The organism is Flavobacterium turcicum (genome assembly GCF_011365745.1).
Lineage (GTDB): Bacteria > Bacteroidota > Bacteroidia > Flavobacteriales > Flavobacteriaceae > Flavobacterium > Flavobacterium turcicum.
In genome coordinates, this window is record NZ_JAAOBY010000006.1 from 175932 (window position 1) to 195040 (window position 19109).

At 35.7% G+C, this 19109-nt stretch carries 21 protein-coding genes; 6 read left to right on the top strand and 15 right to left on the bottom strand.

Features of this window, described 5'->3' with window-relative positions:
- Entirely contained in the window at nt 1–1107 is a 1107-nt protein-coding gene (locus G9Q29_RS14950) for a PDDEXK nuclease domain-containing protein (RefSeq protein WP_166137424.1), read from the top strand.
- Nucleotides 1108–3795, top strand: coding sequence for a DNA gyrase/topoisomerase IV subunit A (locus tag G9Q29_RS11540; RefSeq protein ID WP_166137427.1), 2688 nt, complete (start codon nt 1108–1110; stop codon nt 3793–3795).
- A 98-nt stretch (nt 3796–3893) separates the two neighbouring features.
- Here the strand turns inward: G9Q29_RS11540 and G9Q29_RS11545 are convergent, their stop codons facing one another.
- The 8 genes from G9Q29_RS11545 to G9Q29_RS11580 all read right to left on the bottom strand — a co-directional run bounded on the left by G9Q29_RS11545 (nt 3894) and on the right by G9Q29_RS11580 (nt 9363).
- Nucleotides 3894–4673: a TerC family protein gene (locus G9Q29_RS11545; RefSeq protein WP_166137430.1), complete on the bottom strand. Its 780-nt coding sequence runs from the start codon at nt 4671–4673 to the stop codon at nt 3894–3896.
- A 23-nt stretch (nt 4674–4696) separates the two neighbouring features.
- Nucleotides 4697–5071 (bottom strand): DNA topoisomerase IV, encoded by a 375-nt coding sequence (locus G9Q29_RS11550; protein ID WP_166137433.1) that lies wholly within the window; start codon nt 5069–5071, stop codon nt 4697–4699.
- A 162-nt stretch (nt 5072–5233) separates the two neighbouring features.
- A complete protein-coding gene (locus G9Q29_RS11555) occupies nt 5234–5806 on the bottom strand; it encodes a pentapeptide repeat-containing protein (protein WP_166137436.1) in 573 nt (190 codons plus the stop codon).
- Nucleotides 5806–6027 (bottom strand): DUF6095 family protein, encoded by a 222-nt coding sequence (locus G9Q29_RS11560; RefSeq protein ID WP_166137439.1) that lies wholly within the window; start codon nt 6025–6027, stop codon nt 5806–5808. The genes G9Q29_RS11555 and G9Q29_RS11560 overlap by 1 nt, the downstream gene beginning before the upstream one ends.
- Nucleotides 6028–6158: 131 nt before the next feature.
- Nucleotides 6159–6809, bottom strand: coding sequence for a hypothetical protein (locus tag G9Q29_RS11565; RefSeq protein WP_166137442.1), 651 nt, complete (start codon nt 6807–6809; stop codon nt 6159–6161).
- Nucleotides 6810–6859: 50 nt separating this feature from the next.
- Nucleotides 6860–7681, bottom strand: coding sequence for an N-acetylmuramic acid 6-phosphate etherase (gene murQ, locus G9Q29_RS11570; RefSeq protein WP_166137445.1), 822 nt, complete (start codon nt 7679–7681; stop codon nt 6860–6862).
- 166 nt (nt 7682–7847) lie between these two features.
- Nucleotides 7848–8516 carry a ZIP family metal transporter gene (locus G9Q29_RS11575; protein ID WP_166137448.1) on the bottom strand — a complete coding sequence of 223 codons (669 nt, stop codon included), beginning with the start codon at nt 8514–8516 and terminating at the stop codon, nt 7848–7850.
- An 82-nt stretch (nt 8517–8598) separates the two neighbouring features.
- Complete coding sequence (locus tag G9Q29_RS11580; RefSeq protein ID WP_166137451.1) at nt 8599–9363, bottom strand: class I SAM-dependent methyltransferase; 765 nt, start codon at nt 9361–9363, stop codon at nt 8599–8601.
- Between the two features lie 69 nt (nt 9364–9432).
- Between G9Q29_RS11580 and G9Q29_RS11585 the strand changes: the two genes are divergently transcribed.
- Together G9Q29_RS11585 and G9Q29_RS11590 are read left to right on the top strand one after the other, a co-directional pair.
- Nucleotides 9433–10629, top strand: coding sequence for a THUMP domain-containing class I SAM-dependent RNA methyltransferase (locus G9Q29_RS11585; protein WP_166137454.1), 1197 nt, complete (start codon nt 9433–9435; stop codon nt 10627–10629).
- A 38-nt stretch (nt 10630–10667) separates the two neighbouring features.
- The gene (locus tag G9Q29_RS11590) at nt 10668–10907 is read left to right on the top strand and encodes a hypothetical protein (RefSeq protein WP_166137457.1); all 240 of its coding nucleotides are present in this window, start codon (nt 10668–10670) and stop codon (nt 10905–10907) included.
- 37 nt (nt 10908–10944) lie between these two features.
- Here the strand turns inward: G9Q29_RS11590 and G9Q29_RS11595 are convergent, their stop codons facing one another.
- The 3 genes from G9Q29_RS11595 to rlmD all read right to left on the bottom strand — a co-directional run bounded on the left by G9Q29_RS11595 (nt 10945) and on the right by rlmD (nt 13775).
- Nucleotides 10945–11778, bottom strand: coding sequence for a DUF6048 family protein (locus G9Q29_RS11595; protein WP_166137460.1), 834 nt, complete (start codon nt 11776–11778; stop codon nt 10945–10947).
- The gene (locus G9Q29_RS11600; protein WP_225872930.1) at nt 11750–12301 is read right to left on the bottom strand and encodes a DUF6452 family protein; all 552 of its coding nucleotides are present in this window, start codon (nt 12299–12301) and stop codon (nt 11750–11752) included. The genes G9Q29_RS11595 and G9Q29_RS11600 overlap by 29 nt, the downstream gene beginning before the upstream one ends.
- A gap of 61 nt (nt 12302–12362) precedes the next feature.
- Complete coding sequence (gene rlmD / locus G9Q29_RS11605) at nt 12363–13775, bottom strand: 23S rRNA (uracil(1939)-C(5))-methyltransferase RlmD (protein ID WP_166137463.1); 1413 nt, start codon at nt 13773–13775, stop codon at nt 12363–12365.
- Between the two features lie 319 nt (nt 13776–14094).
- Here rlmD and G9Q29_RS11610 point away from each other — a divergent pair, with 319 nt between their 5' ends.
- Nucleotides 14095–15150: a sensor histidine kinase gene (locus tag G9Q29_RS11610; RefSeq protein WP_166137466.1), complete on the top strand. Its 1056-nt coding sequence runs from the start codon at nt 14095–14097 to the stop codon at nt 15148–15150.
- 138 nt (nt 15151–15288) lie between these two features.
- Here the strand turns inward: G9Q29_RS11610 and G9Q29_RS11615 are convergent, their stop codons facing one another.
- Complete coding sequence (locus G9Q29_RS11615; RefSeq protein WP_166137469.1) at nt 15289–16068, bottom strand: CPBP family intramembrane glutamic endopeptidase; 780 nt, start codon at nt 16066–16068, stop codon at nt 15289–15291.
- A gap of 249 nt (nt 16069–16317) precedes the next feature.
- On the opposite strand from G9Q29_RS11615, the gene G9Q29_RS11620 reads away from it, so the two are divergent.
- Nucleotides 16318–16731 (top strand): OsmC family protein, encoded by a 414-nt coding sequence (locus G9Q29_RS11620; protein WP_166137472.1) that lies wholly within the window; start codon nt 16318–16320, stop codon nt 16729–16731.
- Nucleotides 16732–16793: 62 nt separating this feature from the next.
- Here the strand turns inward: G9Q29_RS11620 and G9Q29_RS11625 are convergent, their stop codons facing one another.
- The 3 genes from G9Q29_RS11625 to G9Q29_RS11635 all read right to left on the bottom strand — a co-directional run bounded on the left by G9Q29_RS11625 (nt 16794) and on the right by G9Q29_RS11635 (nt 19000).
- The gene (locus G9Q29_RS11625) at nt 16794–17474 is read right to left on the bottom strand and encodes an SGNH/GDSL hydrolase family protein (protein ID WP_225872931.1); all 681 of its coding nucleotides are present in this window, start codon (nt 17472–17474) and stop codon (nt 16794–16796) included.
- A gap of 43 nt (nt 17475–17517) precedes the next feature.
- Nucleotides 17518–18405 carry a cysteine synthase CysM gene (gene cysM / locus G9Q29_RS11630; RefSeq protein ID WP_166137475.1) on the bottom strand — a complete coding sequence of 296 codons (888 nt, stop codon included), beginning with the start codon at nt 18403–18405 and terminating at the stop codon, nt 17518–17520.
- Nucleotides 18406–18712: 307 nt separating this feature from the next.
- Entirely contained in the window at nt 18713–19000 is a 288-nt protein-coding gene (locus G9Q29_RS11635) for a DUF2752 domain-containing protein (RefSeq protein ID WP_166137478.1), read from the bottom strand.
- Nucleotides 19001–19109 lie beyond the last annotated feature (109 nt).

The window sequence follows — 19109 nt, forward strand, 5'->3', positions numbered from 1 at the left end:
GTGTCAGAAAATCTTCAAAATAAAGTTTTATTTTCTCAAGTTGTTGAGTTACTACAAAATGCTCGAACGCAAGTTCTACGTACTGTAAACTCAACAATGGTGTATGCCTATTTTGAAATTGGAAGAATGATTGTTGAAGAAGAACAAAATGGAAACAACCGAGCTGAATATGGGAAGCAATTATTGAAAGGACTTTCTAAAGAGTTAACTACTGAGTTTGGGAAAGGGTTTTCAGTTGAAAATCTAGAGAGAATCAGAAAGTTTTATACAATTTATTCAAATTCGTTGACAGTGTCTACGATTTCTGAAAATATAAAATCACAGTCACTGTCTACGGAATTACAAATAAGAGAAAGTGAATTTAGATTATCACAAGATGACCGATTAAAATCAGCAAGACTAACTTTGATTTTCAAATTAACTTGGTCTCATTATAATTTTTTGATTCGAATAGATGATGAAAAAGAAAGACGTTTCTATGAAATAGAAGCCGAAAAATACAATTGGAGTGTTCGCGAATTAAAACGACAATATGATTCGGCACTTTACACACGATTGGCTTTGAGCAGAGATAAAGAAGGGATTTTGAAACTTTCTGAGAAGGGTCAAATTATTGAGAAACCAAAAGATATTATTAAAGATCCTTATATTTTAGAATTTCTAGGCTTACCTGAATTGCATCAGTATTCCGAATCGGAACTAGAAGAGGAAATCATTAATAAACTAGAGCATTTTCTATTAGAATTAGGTCACGGTTTTACTTTTGTAGCGAGACAAAACAGAATTACTTTTGATGATAAACATTTTCGAATCGATTTGGTTTTTTATAACCGAATATTAAAATGTTTTGTTCTAATTGATTTAAAAATAGGGGAACTGAAGCATCAAGACTTAGGACAAATGCAAATGTATGTCAATTATTATGACAGAGAAATGCGTTTGGAAGATGAAAATAAAACGATTGGCATTGTGCTTTGCCAAAACAAAAGCGATTTAGTAGTCGAGTATACTTTGCCTGAAAATAATGAGCAAATATTTGCCAGTAAATACAAAACAATTCTGCCTAGCAGAGAAGATTTAATACAATTAATTTCGGAATCAAAATAAATGAAAGACGAAGAAGACGAAAATACAATTCCTGAGGGAGAAGAAAATGAAGATGCAAGCAATGACGCTGGTTTCGAAGATATAAAAACTTCGAATGGCATGCAGCATTTTTACGAAAACAATAATGAAGAAGGCGATACCATAACCAAGGTTACGGGCATGTACAAAGACTGGTTTCTGGATTATGCTTCGTATGTAATTCTGGAACGCGCCGTACCAGCTATTGAAGATGGTTTCAAGCCCGTTCAACGCCGTATCATGCACTCGCTTAAAGAGTTGGATGACGGTCGCTACAATAAGGTAGCCAATGTAGTAGGGCACACGATGCAGTATCATCCACACGGAGATGCGAGTATTGGTGACGCGATGGTACAAATTGGTCAGAAAGATTTATTAATTGACTGCCAAGGAAACTGGGGAAATATCCTAACAGGTGATGGTGCTGCGGCTTCGCGTTACATTGAGGCGCGTTTGTCTAAATTTGCTTTGGAGGTTTTGTATTCTCCAAAAATTACCGATTGGGGTGTTTCGTATGACGGCCGTCGTGCTGAGCCAAACAATCTTCCTGTTAAGTTTCCATTGCTTTTGGCACAAGGAGCAGAAGGTATTGCAGTAGGACTTTCCACGAAAGTGTTGCCGCACAATTTCAACGAATTGCTCGATGCTTCGGTTAAAATATTAAAAGGAAAATCATTTACCTTATATCCAGATTTCTTGACGCAAGGTATTGCTGATGTATCGAATTACAATGACGGAATGCGTGGCGGACGTGTACGCGTTCGTGCTAAAATTGCCCAGTTGGATAAGAATACTTTGGTGATTACTCAAATTCCGTTTTCGACCAATACGACTACTTTGATTGATAGTATTTTGAAAGCCAATGAAAAAGGCAAAATTAAAATCAAAAAAATTGAAGACAATACTGCTGCCGAAGTTGAAATTTTAATTCATCTTTTTCCAGGAGTTTCTCCAGATAAAACCATTGATGCTTTGTTTGCTTTTACAGCTTGCGAAACATCAGTAGCGCCTTTGGGCTGTGTAATTGAGGATAACAAACCGTTGTTTATTGGAGTGTCTGAAATGTTGCGTATTTCCACTCACAGAACAGTTGATTTACTAAAACAAGAACTCGAAATTCAACTCGAAGAATTAAAAAACAAGTGGCATTTTTCTACTCTCGAAAAGATATTTATTCGAGAAGAAATGTACATTGATTTCAAATTGTATTCGGATAGAGAATCGCTTTACAAATACTTATACGATCGTTTTGAGCCTTTCAAAAAATCATTTGTCAGAGAAATTAATGATGACGATTTACAGCGCTTAACGCAAATTCCGATGATTCGTATCACGCGTTTTGATTCGGATAAGGCTGACGATATGATTGCCAAGTTAGAAGCTGAAATGCAAGAAGTAGAGCATCATTTAGCAAACTTAAACGATTTTGCAATTGCTTATTTTACCAAGTTAAAAGAGAAATACGGTAAAGGACGCGAACGCCAAACCGAATTGCGCATTTTTGATGATATCGAAGCAACAAAAGTAGTCTTACGCAACACCAAACTGTATGTCAATCGCGAAGAAGGTTTTGTGGGTACGAGTTTAAAGAAAGACGAATACGTTACTGATTGTTCTGATATTGACGATGTGATTGTGTTTTTGCGCGATGGAAAAATGATGATTACAAAAGTCGATGCAAAAACTTTTGTGGGTAAAGATATTATTCACGTAGCTATTTTTGACAAAAGCGACAAGCGTACGATTTACAACTTGATTTACCGAGATGGAAAATCGGGTCCATCGTACATCAAACGTTTTAATGTATCGGGCGTTACGCGTGATAAAGCGTATGATTTAACCAATGAAACTGCGGGATCTCAAATTGTATACTTTTCATGCAATCCAAACGGAGAGGCTGAGGTTATTACTATTTTGTTGCGTCAGGTGGGAACGATCAAAAAATTGAAATTTGATATTGACTTTGCTAACTTAGCCATCAAAGGGCGAAGTTCAAAAGGAAATTTAGTCACCAAATACCCAATCAAAAAGATTGAACTGAAAGAAAAAGGAATTTCTACTTTGTTACCTCGTAAAGTCTGGTTTGACGATACGGTACAACGATTAAATGTAGACGGACGTGGGGAATTGTTAGGCGAATTCAGACCTTCTGATAAAATTTTGATCGTTTCGCAATCAGGGAAATTAAAAGTGATTACACCTGAATTAACCACACATTTTGATCAAGACATGATTGTTTTGGAAAAATGGAATCCTAAAAAACCAATTTCGGCTATTTATTATGATGGCGAAAAAGAACGCTACTACATTAAACGCTTTTTGGTAGAAACCGAGAACAAAGAAGAAGCTTTCATTTCAGAGCATGCTAATTCCAGACTCGAAATTGTTTCAACCGACTACAGACCCGTAGCCGAATTGATTTTTGCAAAAGTAAAAGGCGTTCAAAAAGAAAATCAAATTGTAGATGTAGAGGCTTTTATCGCCGTAAAAGGATTTAAAGCACAGGGCAATCAATTGACTACGGATAAATTAAAACAAGTCAATTTGCTAGATCCACTGCCGTATGAAGAACCAGTAGAAGATGTTCCTGAACCAACTGTTTTAAGCGATGAAGATACCGGTCCTGTACAACTTGAAGATGATGGTCAAATCACCATGAGTTTAGATTAATTTTATTATCCATAAAAAATGCCCCCAAATAGTGCGATACTATTTGGGGGCATTCTATTTTATAAATGAATTTGAGTTCACTTCTCACAACTCACCATTCACGATTTACTTTTACTTTTATTCATTTTCATATTTAGTACTTCTACTAATAATGAGAATGAAATGGCAAAGTACAAGTAGCCTTTTGGCACCGGAGTCACATGACTTCCAAAGATTAAAGCGTTAGATAAATGTGCACTTTCTGTAAGTAGCATCATTCCAATCAAGATCAAAAATGACAATCCCAAAATTTGAATCGACGGATGTTTGTTTACAAAATTCCCAACAGGAACTGCAAACTGCATCATTATAAGTACCGAAATTACTACAGCAGTAATCATTATATAAAGAGCACCTTCAACGCCATTGGTCATTCCCACGGCAGTTAAAATACTATCAAAAGAAAAGACAAGGTCAATTAAAATAATCTGAAAAATTACATTTTGAAAGGATTTAGTAGCCGCTTTGCCCAACTCTTTTTCTTCATGGCCTTTTTCGTCCACTTTCTCTCTAATTTCATTGGTGCTTTTGTAAATTAAGAACAATCCACCGCCAAACAGAATCAAACTCTGTCCTGTAATTCCAGCTGAAAACCAAGAAAAATCAATATGAAACCAAGGCTCTTTCATTTGAATCAAAATATTGATACCAAATAATAGCGCAATACGCATGAACATGGCCAAAAACATACCAATTTTGGTGGCTTTCTTGCGTTGTTCTACTGGCAATTTACCCGTTGCAATCGAAATAAAAATAATGTTGTCAATTCCCAAAACAATTTCAAGAAAAGTCAACGTTAATAAGGCTACCCAAGCATCCGGGTTCAAAAATACTTCCATTTTATAGTGTTTAAAAGTCTAAATTAATCATTAATTTTCGTTACAGTACCGCGCTGCTTAGCATCAGAGCCTACCATCCCGAATTCAAATGTGTAAGAATCCTTAGTAGTGGTTAAAATTTTCATACCAATCGCTTTTTCTTCGGCCATATTTTTTGGATGCAATTTGAGCAAAACATATTCGCAATCATTCACCCATCTAATGCTGGCCGTATCCGTTTTTCCTTCAAAAGTTTCAATTTCAATACTGTCGTTGCGCTCAAAAACAGTCGTTTTTTTAACGCCATCTACCTCGTATTCAAACTTGAATTTTCCAGTTTTAAAATCCTTACAATTGCGTTCTTGCTCGTAGCAGGAAGCCAACATAAAAATACTTACTAATGCAATAATTTTTTTCATTCTTGTTTTTTTTAGAACCTATTCCAGCTGTTCGTTGCAACGTGTTGCGTTTTTTGCTTTTTTTCTACTGTCCCAAAAGGAGCTTCCGTTGGTCGCTCTTTTTGGGCAAGAAAAAGAACTCAAAAAACAGCAACCCTGTTTTCACTGCCATCTGGGGTAAAATTAAACTATTTTGATATCATATTTATCCAATAATCCCACAATTCCTTGCGCCGAAAATTTGGCTTTGCGCATGGGATTGTATTCGGGGTCAATCTTATAATTACTTGCTTTGGTAAAATCTACCGAGGCTAATTGCGTATTATTAAAAATTGCGCCTTCAAGCGTACTGTCTTCAAAACTAGAGCCTGTAAGTGTACTGCCAACAAAACTTACTTCTTTTAGGGAACAAGCAATAAAATTAGTTTTAGGCATTTTTTTATTGGCAAACGAGGCGTAATCTAGGTTGCAATCCTGAAAACTAACTTGAAACAAAAAATCAGCACATTGATCAAAAGCAATGCCTAATAATTTGCAATTGGTAAATTGTACATTTTTGAAACTGCAGCTAGCGGTTTGAATCAGCGCCAAATTACAATCGATAAACTCACAATCCATAAAAGTGGTTTGCGACCAATTGCTAGAAGAGAAATCGCAGTTAGTAAAAACACAATCTTCAAATTCACGGTTGGTGAGTTTGTATGAAGGCAGCACGATTTTATCGAATTTTTTTTGAAAATAGAGTAATTCTTCCATTAATCGTTAAATAAGCTTTGCATGATTATTTTTAGACCTTTAAACATGCAATACATCGCGGCACCGCAGGCTGCAATACCTATAGCAAGAATTAAATAATGCCAAACATTTCCTTGGTTCATGAAGGCATTATAAATCAAGGACGGTCCAATAAATAACAGCGGCAACGAACCCGCTAAATATTTAACTCCTTTGGATAAAAGTACTCTGTTGGTGCTCATAGTGATAGTTTATGCAGTTTGTAATTTTGAGGTCTTAGTTTTTGCAACTTTTAAACACAAAACAATTTTGTCGGTAATTTACGAAAGCAAATTGTTGGTATCGCGTATTAACAGTTGTCGTTTTATGTTGTTTAAATCAAAATTCTAACTAGTAACCAAAACGCCAAAAATATATAACCAATTGTTAAAATGCGATTTCCTTGTTTTCTGTCATTTTCTGAATAAGCATAAATTCGGTTTCCATTTGGTAGTGTTTTTTTATAAGTTAACAAATGCCACCCAATAAAAATCCCCAATAATCCGCCTAAAAAAGCAGTTATATATCCCAAAATTATGTATCCTTTTTGTCCTTCTTCTGGTTTTGATAATTCTATAATTCTTTGCCTTTTTATTTCTTCAATTTTTTCTGGCGTAATTTCTTTGCCTTTATCTTTAAGTAATTTTTTAGCAAGAGAAATGTCAAACTTGTTCCATTCATCACTTTTTGTAATCACTTCAATTAATTCGTCGTCGGTAAAACTCAATAAATAGTAATCGTTATCAATTTCATTTGTTTCGTTTTCCGACTTTTCTGCAAGTATCTTGTTAGCTTTTTCAAAGTCATTTTTCTTGAGTTTGATACAGTATTCTTTTCCAAAGCCATTGTTTGCAAAAGTTGGGTCGAAACTTAAAGAATTATCTACTAATACAAATTCAATATTTTGTTCAGCTATCAATTCGCCTAATTCTTTTGCTGAATTTTGGTCATTAAATTTTTCAAATGTGATAAATTCTTCGTTCATAGCTGTTTCAGTTTCTTGAATTGATTATTTTGCAGGATCCTTGAAGCTATCTACGACCTTGATGCACTATAATTCATCACCGCTTGTCGTACACTTTTGTGTTCCAATAATAAGGCAGATGCTTGCTCGTAGGTAACAGGAATTTCGTCCATGATCATTTTAATGCCACGATCAACAAGTTTGTTGTTGCTGAGTTGCATATCGACCATTTTGTTTCCTTTTACTTTTCCGAGCTGAATCATGCTTGTAGTCGAAATCATATTTAGAACCAGTTTTTGTGCTGTTCCGGCTTTCATGCGTGAACTACCAGTTACGAATTCAGGACCTACAACCACATCAATAGGGAATTGTGCGGTTTGCGAAAGCGGACTGTTGGCATTACACGAAATGCTTCCGGTTGTTATGTTGTTTAGGTTGCAAGCCTGTAAACCGCCAATTACGTAGGGCGTAGTGCCTGAAGCAGCGATTCCGATAACGACATCATTGGTATTGATGTTAAAAGCTTGCAAGTCAAGCCAGGCTTGTGTGGCATTGTCTTCGGCATTTTCAACGGCTTTGCGTATAGCTGCATCACCACCTGCAATGATACCCACAACTAAATCAAACGGAACTCCAAAAGTAGGTGGACACTCGGAGGCATCAACTACTCCTAATCGGCCGGATGTTCCTGCGCCAATGTAAAACAAACGCCCGCCTTGCTGCATTTTGCGCACAATTTCCTGTACAAGCGCTTCTATTTGCGGGATGGCTTTTGCCACTGCTTGTGGTACGGTTTGGTCTTCTTGGTTGATATTGGTTAACAATTCCTGAACCGACATTTTTTCTAAATGGTCGTATTTGGAGGCTTGTTCGGTGGTTTTTGTAAATTCCATTGCTACTATATTTTGAGTGCCAAAGCACAAAATTTTCTATTGATTCAGGTCGCGCGTGAGGGATAAAAGCGGAAATCCTTTTATCATGCAGCGGTAGCGAAATGAAAAAAGATTGCAGCGGATAGCCCGACCGCCTTTTTTTGGCGGGCACGCCCACCTTGTAAATTTATAAAAAATATGCCAATGCAATACCAATTACAATCATGGAAACCTTGGCGATATTGAATTTGTGGCCTTCGCTACTTTCAAAAATAATGGTGGAGGAAATGTGAAATAAAATTCCGATCACAATTGCGGTTAGCTCGGCGTAATACTGATTTAAAATAGGCAGATAATCAGATAAAAAGGTGCCCAAAGGTGTCATGACTGAAAAAGTGATCATGAAGAAAAAAATGGCCGTTTTATTGAGATTTCCGTTAATGAAAAACGTAGTCAAAATAATAGCGATTGGCAGGTGATGAATGGCTATTCCTAATGCTAAATCGTGGTGATGGCTTACCGGAAAGCCTTCGAGAAAGGCATGTATGCACAAACTGATGAATAGCAACCACGGAATTTGGCTCATGCTGGCTTTGCCGTGAACGTGTCCGTGCTCTGCGCCTTTGGAGAAGAATTCTAAGATAATTTGGAACAAAATCCCCAGCATGATAAACAAACCAATATTGCTTATGCTACTTTCGTAAATTTCAGGCAGCAAGTGCATGACTGTTAGCGACAACAAAAACGACCCGCTAAAGGCGAGTAGTAATTTTAAGTTGGTTTTGTTTTTTGGTTTTAGCGCAAGTGCTATGATGTAACCAAGTAAAACAGAAAGTAAGGGCAATAGGTAATTCATGGGCTTTGCTTAACGAATAAATTGTTGTTTTAATCTGCAACTACACTTTCATTTTGTAGCTGTGATACATAACAATCGTTTCCTATTTAAAAATCATAATCAATCGTTCGCTCTCTGTTTTATGGAATTTTTTCAATTTATAATCGCCAAAAAGGTCTAAGAGATAAATTCCGGCTTCTTCCATAAGGTTTTCAAAGTCGGTTAGGGTTAGAGCTTTTACTTTTTCGGTAAAATGGTAGTCTTGTCCTTGGTCTTGAAATTGAATTTCTTTGTAAATGTGTCCATCCTTCAAGTAACGGGTGATGTGAAAATCGATTCCGTCAACGGTTTTTGTTTCTTCGGGTACCAGTGTGTTCAACACCTGATTAACGTTCATGAAATCAATCACTGCAAAGCCGTACTCAGATAAACTTTCTTTGATGGCTTTTAGGGTTGTTAAATTGTCTTCGTCATTTTCAAAATACCCAAAACTGGTAAAAAGATTAAAGATAGCATCGAATTTTTCTTCAAAAGGAACGCGCATGTCGTGTTCTTTGAAGTGCAAATTGTTATTCTCGTTTTTCTTGGCTGTTTCAATGCTGTTGGTTGATAAATCGGCACCCAAAACATCAAATCCTAATTGATTCAAGTAAATAGAATGACGGCCTTTGCCACAGGCTAAATCCAAAACTTTTGCTTTTTCAGGTAAGTTAAGGTAGTGGGTTAAATTATCCATGAAAAGCTGCGCTTCTCGGTAATTACGGTCTTTGTAAAGGATGTGGTAATAAGGAGTGTCAAACCAGGAAGTGTACCAATTGGCTTTAGCAAGTTCTTGGTTTTCTTGAGACGTATTTTGATCTGCAGACATTTATTCTTTTTCAATTAATTCGATTGATGCAAATTTAGTGTATTTTTGCAACGAATACTTGATTTTACAATGGAAAATAATTTTAAAATGATTGCCAAAACCTTTTTTGGTTTTGAAGAAATATTAGCAAAAGAATTGCAAATGCTTGGCGCACAAAACGTGGAGCAAGGTGTAAGAATGGTTAGTTTTAAAGGGGATAAAGGTTTTATGTACAAAGCGAATTTGTCTTTGCGTACGGCTTTAAAAATTTTAAAACCTATATATTTCTTTAAAGCCAATAACGAACAAGGTTTGTATCGCGGTATTGCGAGCATGAATTGGTCAAAATTATTGCAAGCCAATCAAACTTTTGTGATTGATACAACGGTGCATTCTACCTATTTTAATCACTCGGAGTTTGTTTCACAAAAATGTAAAGATGCTATTGTAGATCAGTTTAGAGAACGTACGGGACAACGCCCAAGTATTGACAAAGTGCATCCTGATTTGCGCATCAACATTCATATTGACAAAGATCAAGTTTCGGTGGCATTAGATACTTCTGGAAATGCGTTGAACCAACGTGGTTATAGAACGGCTACCAATATAGCACCTATTAATGAAGTGTTGGCAGCGGGAATTTTATTGCTTTCTGGTTGGGATGGCCAATCGGATTTTTTAGATCCAATGTGTGGTTCAGGGACTTTCTTGGCCGAAGCAGCAATGATTGCTTGCAACATTCCGGCGAATATCAACAGAAAACAATTTGCATTTGAAAAATGGAACGATTGGGATAATGATTTATTCGATGCTATCACAGATAGTTTGCTTAAGCGTGTGCGCGAGTTTCATTACACTATAAAAGGCTATGACAAAGCGCCAAGTGCGGTTTTAAAAGCAAAAGAAAACATCAGGAATGCTAACCTTGAGGATTATGTATCGATAAGTGAAGCTAACTTTTTCGATTCGGAAAAAACTTCTGAAGGCAAATTGCATATCGTATTCAATCCGCCGTATGATGAGCGTTTGGATATTCACATGGAAGCATTTTACAAAAATATTGGTGACACTTTAAAGAAAAATTATCCGGGTACGAATGCTTGGATGATTACAGCAAATCTAGAAGCCTTAAAGTTTGTGGGATTGAAACCTTCTCGTAAAATTAAATTATTTAATGCCGGACTAGAAGCTCGATTGGCTAAATACGAAATGTACGAAGGTAGTAAGCGAACGAAATTTGCAGCAGTTGGTAAAGCCGACGGTGAACAAGCAGCAGAAGAGGCTTAATTATAAAAGTTGATTTATGTTTTCAAAAAAATAAAGAAATGACAAAAAAACAAGTACAAGCATTTGTTTATCAATTGGCTAGTTTTGCGGTTTTATTTATCGCAGCGCGTTACGCCATTGCAGAATACACCAATTTAACAGGGATTTGGATCCCGCTAACTGCATTTGTAATAGGAACATTAATCGCGCCTAAATTTCAAGCTGTTAAAACTAAAGATGGCGAGAAGTTGTATATGAAATGGCTTTTTGTAAAAGGATTTAAAGAAATAGGATCGTAGTTGAAACTACATGAAAAAAATAACCGCCAATTGGCGGTTATTTTTTTATCAATACTTTTGGTGCTACCTTCTTTTTAAAGATAGGAACAAAGTACGTCACGGTATAATTAAATCCTACTCCAAAATTACCATCATAAGTGCGGTTAAATCCCGGAATATATAGGTTTGAAAAATTATCAGGTTCTTTGTTTGTAACCAATCGGTTTAAGCGAAGGCTGAATCCCATAAAAACATTATCAAAAACTTTGGCTTTTATTCCTGCTACTACTTCGATCCAACTTGCTGACAATCCTTCAAATTTTCGTCCAGAAGCTATAGTTGGTGTTTCTTGAAAATACGGATTGGCATTGTAAATTCGATACGTATTCAATTGTTGATTGAAAGTACTGAATCCGTAGCGCAAACCAATCGAAATGATGTTTTCCATATCCAGCCAATTTTCGTAGCCGTTGTAATCAAAACCTACTTTCAGGTATGATCCTTTTGTGGTAAAGTTTACCCGATCGTCATCAGTGGTTTTGTTTTCGTTACCTAACTCTGCGGCTAAAAAATATTTTTTAGTCAAGCGGTAATCTCCAACAAGTTCTAGTCCTTTGTAATCGCGGTCATATAAACCTCTTGTAATTTTGTATAAATCAAGACCTACCCTTACCCCATAACGATCTGTTTTGGGTGGCACCACAGTAGCTTTTTTTACTGTATCATTTATAATTGTATTGCTCAGCGGTTTTTGATTACTAACTGTAGGTGCAGCAGTATTTGCTTTGGGTGCTTTCGGAATTTCTCCTTTTGTTGTTGTTTCTTGTGCAGTAGTGATCGCTATCGAAAAGAAAAGCAAACTACTAAAAAAAGATTTTAAGGTGTGTTTCATTTTCGTTAGTTATACTGTTTTTTTCAACTGAAATAAATCGGATCCATCTTTGGTTAGCCGCAATCGGATCTGTATGTGTAAAAGGCGTGGTTGGGTCTAATGTAAAGTTACTTTTGTAGCCGCACGCTCTAGATACAAATAGCTCCTGTGTACTGTAATCAAAACGGATAATATCTTCATCAATTAAAGCAGGATTTGAATTTCCGGAGTTAAGTGTCAGGCTGAATGTTGTGGTAGTACCGACAGTTCTCAAGGGCAAAGCGATTTTGTTTCCGCTAGTAGTAGGAGCACCACTAAACAATAGTGGCTCAGTCATTCCCTGGCCAATGACTCTCAAGTTGGATACGTTTTTTAGCACCGAAGGATTATCGAAATCATAGAATTCGATAATGAGTCGGGGAGTGGTTGGTGTATTCGCATCGCAAATATCATCCTTTTCACAAGATGAGAATACACACGCCAAGAGCATGATGAACACTACTATTTTTTTCATTTGCATATTTTTGTACTTGAGGGCAAACATTTTTTAAGCAAAATTATTGTGGTTACACAGCTAATTTTGACAAAAAATGAAACTGTCGCGTTTATCTTAGCTCTAAAAGAACAACATTTTCAACGTGATGCGTTTGCGGAAACATATCTACAGGACGCACACGCGTTACTTTATATTTTTCATCCATTAAAGCCAAATCACGAGCTTGTGTAGCCGAATTACAACTAACATAAACCACACGTTGAGGCGCAATTTTCATGATTTGTTCAATTACATCTTTGTGCATTCCGTCACGTGGTGGATCAGTGATAATTACATCTGGTTGTCCGTGTTGTGCAATGAAAGCATCGTTGAAAACCACTTTCATATCTCCAACAAAAAACTCACAATTGGTTATTTCGTTTCGTACGGCATTTGCTTTGGCGTCTTTAATTGCATCAGGAACACTTTCTACACCAATTACTTTTTTCGCTTTTTTAGATACGAATTGCGCAATAGTTCCCGTTCCCGTGTATAAATCATACACTACTTCATTACCGGTAAGTCCTGCAAAATCGCGGGTAATTTTGTATAATTCGTAGGCTTGGTCAGAGTTGGTTTGATAAAAAGACTTGGCATTAATGCTGAATTTTAAACCTTCCATTTCTTCAAGGATGTAATCTCTTCCTTTATATAATTCGATGGTCGTATCGTATAAAGTATCGTTAGCTTTGTTGTTGATTACAAACTGCAAAGAAGTAATTTGCGGGAATTTAGCATATAAATGGTCAAGTAATAATTCTCTTTGTTCTTTGTTATCTTCAAAAAACTGAATCAACACCATGATTTCTCCAGTAGAAGCTGTACGCAACATTAAAGTTCTCAGCAATCCAGCGTGCTCTCTCGGGTTGAAAAATGTCAATCCGTTTGCATTGGCAAAATCACGTACTTCGTTTCTAATCGCGTTCGATGGATCTTCTTGAAGGTGGCATTTGGTAATATCCAAAATCTTATCCCACATTTTTGGGATATGAAAACCTAAGGCATTGCGGTTCCCTAGATCGTCTGTACTGTCGATTTCGGCTTGAGTCAACCAGCGACTATTCGAGAAAGAAAATTCCATTTTGTTTCTGTAAAAAAACTTCTTCTCAGAACCAAGAATATTTTCGAACTCCGGTAATTCAATTTTTCCGATGCGTTGCAAATGATTTTGAACCTCATTTTGCTTGTAAAACAATTGTTGGTTGTAGTTCATGTTTTGCCATTTGCATCCTCCGCAAACACCAAAATGCTCGCAAACAGGATCAACGCGATGTGTTGAATATTCATGAAAATGTACTGCTTTGCCCTCGTAATACGCTTTGCGTTTTTTAAAGGTTTGTACATCAACTACATCACCCGGAACTACATTCGGGATGAAGATTACTTTACCATCAGGAGCTTTTGCTACTGATACGCCTTTTGCACCAGCATCAAGGACTTTTATTTGATGAAAGACAACTTTGTCTGTATTTTTCTTAGCCATGCTGCAAAAATAAGGGATTGAATGGTTTTTTGAATTTAAATTGTGAAATATTTTTAAGTCCTATTTTTTTTCAAGTAAAGGATGTACCTGCTTAATGGAGTTTTTAACTTTGATAAATTTATTTGATTGCTGCGTAATTTAACAATTTTAGTCAATTTGTGCTTTTTGTCATACTACAAAAACCAATTAGTTAATTTCATCGTACGTCATTTCAATCACCATAAAAGCTTTAACTTTTTCTTATGATTTAAATCAGAAATAGCTTATTGTATTTAATTATTTTCGTTTAGCCTCCATTTTTACATTTAAAATATATAAGATGCATTTTTACAGTCAGTTATCAAAAATTTCTTTTCTTAAAAAAAGGTATGCCTTCAAATTTTTGTTTGTTGCATTTGTTGGAATTCACTTGCCTTTAATTGGATTGGTGTTTTTTGTGCTTTTTGGCAAAGAGCATTTTACGGCAGAGTCTGCAATTTATTTTATTCTAATTGTTACTTTGCTTGCCACATCCATCACTTTATGGACGCTAAAATTGTTAATAAAACCTATTGAGCTTGCTTCTAAAGCACTCCAAAAATATCGTAAAAAAAGAATTATTCCGCAGTTGCCCATTGATTTTCAAGATGAGGCAGGGTTGTTATTGGCAAATATACAAAGTGCTGTAATTGAAAATGAGCGTTTTATTGATGATAAGCAAGATTTGGTTTATCTTTTATCACATGATCTTAGAGCTTTTGCTGCAAATGCAAAGACACTTGCGACTTTAATTATTGACGAAAAAGGATCAGAGGAGGTAACAGAATATGCGCAGTTGATAGAGGTATCAATGACACAACAATTGGAGATGATTGGTTCTTTTATTAAACTGATTCACACGGAGGATGAGGTGACTAAAAAAAGTAAAAAATTAATTTCTGTTCCTCTTGAATCTCTTGTTGCACAAATCCAACTTGAAATGGAGGCGAAATTAAAATCTAAAAATATTGTATTTCAGAAAAATGTTATACTACAATCAGTTAAGCTTAAAGTTGATATTGATTTGCTTACCAGAGTTTTAGTTAATGTAGTAGATAATGCGCTAAAGTATTCATTTGAGAACAGCCATATTGAGTTTGCTATTTTTGAGGCGAACAAAAGAATTATTTTTGAAATAAAGGATTATGGTATTGGTTTTGATCCCAACAAAGTGACTGAACTATTTCAAAAATTCACAAGTAAAAGCAGACTTGGTACTGCAGGAGAGCATTCTACAGGTATTGGGTTGTATCTTTGCAAAAAAATAGTAGAAAAATTTAACGGAGAAATTTCTGCTGTAAGTTTAGGGGTGAATAATGGAGCTACATTTACAATTAGCTTACCTAGTTTTGACTAAAATGTTTTTATTTAGAAAGTTTAAATTATCTGTTTTTGAGAGAGAAAAGCCTTGCTGATGCTCTTGTTGTGCACCAAATTGGCTGATTTTAAACCTCACAATTTTTTGTTTGGGAAAATTTTATTTTCGTTACAATTACTACGTATTATCATTGTTTAGCTGAAATACTTTTTCGTGTTTTAAAGTATTGTGGACTATGCATTCTTGGCTTGAGTTCCATTCTATGATTTTCTGCTGCGAAATTTTCTTTTTTTCAAGGTCAGGATTTGTTTTAAGAGCTATGATACTGATGCCAATGAATACAAAATTATGGAAGGCATGCATCAAAAATCCAGTCCAAAAGCCGTGACGAACTCTTAAGTACCCAATTACTAGTCCTAATACTATTTGTGGTGCCACTATAATAGGCGAAAGTAAAAGGATTGCAGGGGTTATTTCAAAATTTACGAGATGAACAAGGCCAAATAGCAGTGCCGAAAAGTAGAAAATCTTCGGGTAAAACCGAGACCATTTGCTGTTCATAGCCAAATCGAAATGGGCGGCTTTTTCCCTATCAAAAAAAAGTTGACTAAATCTGATGCTTATTCCAATTAATAAATTCGTTTCATAGCGCAAATAAAGTCTAAAAATAAGTTCTTCAAATAAAGGGGCAATAATCACAACGAGAAAAAAAAGTGCTGTTGTTGGTACAGTTTTTAATAAGGTTTCGATGGAGTGATTATCTGTATTAATTAATTTAGCAGTTTCTAGACCGCTAATAATTAAAATCAAAACGAGCATTACAGGTATTTCAAGTAAAAAAAACGAAAGAACAATTTTAAACTTTGATGCAATTGTTGTAGGCAAAGGAACTTCGTCTGTTGGGTTCTTTAAAAATGATAAAAATTGAAGTAGTTGCTTATTGATGAAATCTGACATTGACAAGGTTTTAATGATTCTTAAAAGTTTTGAAGTCGAACTGTTCCTTACAAAGTTAATTATTTTACTACAAAATATGATTGAATGTTTGTTTTACTTTACTAATTCTTTTTTTTGTATTTATTAATTTCTATGGTGATTTGTTGAACATCGCTAAGTCAAATTTGTGTTAAAAAAAAGTTTTTAAAGAGTTGGTTTAAAGACTTCCGTCTATCTTTGATAAAACACATGAACTAAAAACAAACTATTATGAAAAGAAATGCAACCGCCGTTTGGAAAGGCACTTTAAAAGAAGGAGCTGGTCACTTGAGTACGCAAAGCACTGTTTTGCAAAGTACACAATATTCATTTAAATCAAGGTTTGATGAAGGAGTAGGTACAAATCCCGAAGAATTGATTGCGGCAGCGCATTCAGGGTGTTTTACGATGCAATTAACCGCTTATATTTCAGAAGCTGGTTTTGCAATAGACCAAATAGAAACTAAGTGCGATATTGATTTTGTTGATGGAGCCATACAAACCTCTCATTTAACTGTGCAAGCAAAAGTACAAGATATAACCGAGGATGCTTTTCAAGAATTAGTGACAAAGGCAGAAAAAAACTGTCCGATTTCAAAGTTACTAAACGCAACTATATCAAGCACCGCTACACTTATCAAATAGAACGATTTATTTAAAAAAAAAGGCTCAAAATCAGTATGAATTTGAGCCTTTTTTTATTGATTTTATTTCAAACTTCTTTCAATAGCTTTGGTTGCTAGTGGAGCCATGGCTTGGTATCCTATTTTATTGGGATGCACACCATCTCCAGAATAAGCTAAAGGGAGTCCGTTGCGATCGTCTTTCATTGCGGTAAAATAATCGATGTATTCAATTTGGTTCGCGTTGGCGTAGGTTTTCAGCATTGTATTAAGAGCAATAACTTTTTCAGCTGGATTTTGATTGGGTTTCCAAGGAAAATCGTTTGCAGGCAATACACTGCATAATATTACTTTGATGTTATGACTTTTAGCGAGTTCCGCCATCGAAAAGATGTTATCAGCAATCATTTCAATAGTTGATGGTCCTGTGTTACCTGCAATATCATTGATTCCTGCTAAAATATGCACTACTTCCGGTTTCAATGCAATAACATCTGCTCTAAAACGCACCAACATCTGTGGTGTGGTTTGTCCGCTAATGCCTCTGTTAATATAGTTTTTTCCTGAAAAAAAATCAGAATCTGTTGCGCTCCAAAATTCGGTTATGGAGTCGCCCATAAAAACAATTCGTCCTTGGTTCTTGTTAGTAGTGACAAGTGCAGCGTTTTGTGACTGGTATTTACTGAAATTTGGCCAATCTTGACCTTGAGCGGTAGTTGTCATGACAAGTAAAATAAAAATTGGAATAAATTTGCTGATTTTCATAAATATAAAGGTTTGCAAAAATTACTGTTGTAGATGGTCACTATTAATCAAACAAGTCAGATGATAGGTATCTGTCGCCGCGGTCACAAATAATGGCTACAATCACTCCAGATTCGATTGATTCGGCAATTTTACAAGCAGCCGCTACCGAGCCGCCACTACTCATACCCGCAAATATGCCTTCTTCTCGTGCCAAACGTTTGGTCATAGCTCTCGCTTCTGCTTCTGTAATTTCAATTGTAACATCAACTTTACTTGCATCGAAAATTTTCGGCAAGTATTCTTGAGGCCATTTTCTAATACCCGGAATTTGAGATCCATCGCTTGGTTGCGCGCCCACAATTTGAATAGCTGGATTTTGCTCTTTCAAGAAGGTTGAGGTTCCAATGATTGTTCCCGTTGTTCCCATGGCCGCCACAAAATGAGTTACGGTTCCTTCGGTATCGCGCCAAACTTCTGGTCCAGTGGTATTGTAGTGTGCTTTCCAGTTGTCATCATTGGCAAATTGGTTTAGCATAACATAGCCGCCTTCTGCTACTTTTTGGTCTGCATAATCTCTTGAGCCAATGATTCCCGTTTCGGCTGGAGTTAAGGTAACCGTCGCTCCATAAGCTCTCATCGTAAGAGTTCTCTCAATTGTGGAGTCTTCTGGCAGTACTAGTTCAATTTCAATATTAAAAAGTTGCGCTATCATAGCTAATGCAATTCCGGTGTTGCCACTTGTAGCTTCAATAAGCTTGTCGCCTTTTTTGATGTCACCGCGATCTAGTGCCGCTTTGATCATATTGTAAGCAGCTCGGTCTTTTACACTACCGCCAGGATTATTTCCTTCTAACTTTAATAAAAGTTTGACGTTTTTATTTTTTACTAAGTGACTTGATTCGACTAAAGGCGTGTTGCCAATTAATTGAAGTAAGGGGTATGCTTTCATTGGATATAATTTGTAATGCACTTTTTATCTTTCATTTTACTCATAGCAATTGTAAAGTCATCTTCAACTTTTGAGAGATGATTTGGTCTATTTTATTTGAAAGATTTTTTGACTTGCTTTTATTTTTAAAATTTAGATCGTTGCGATCTTTTGCAAAGGTATTGAACAATTTTTATACAGCCGTACGCTTATGCAAAAAGTGAAACACGAATTCAATTCAATTTGTTAAAAAAGGTCTTTACAATCAAAAAGAATCTGTGCGTATGCGAATAAATTGCGCGGCAAGTTTTTCTCGAAAAAATGAATTTTAAAAATGTTTGTAGTAATAACCAGCTATCATTATCGATACGTTAATGACCGCTAAAACAAAAATCATTTTTGAGTAATTCCCTTTTTTATGAACAGCATTTAGAAGTAGCGAAGCAATGAAAATTAAGCTCGTAAAAATGGCTGGATACATTTTGAAAGAGGCTTGAAATTCTCCTTGTAATAGCAAGAATAAACTGCGCTGAAAACCGCAACCCAAACACTCAATTCCAAAGAGTGTTTTGCTTAAACAAGGTAACATGAATTTTTGTATTTCTTCGAGTTTCATATGGTACAATAGTACAAAAAAAAGAGAAACTTTTTTGAGAATAAAGGAGGCAATTTTAAATTCAGTACTTTTGGAAACTGATATTTTAAAGATGAAAAAAATAGTACTT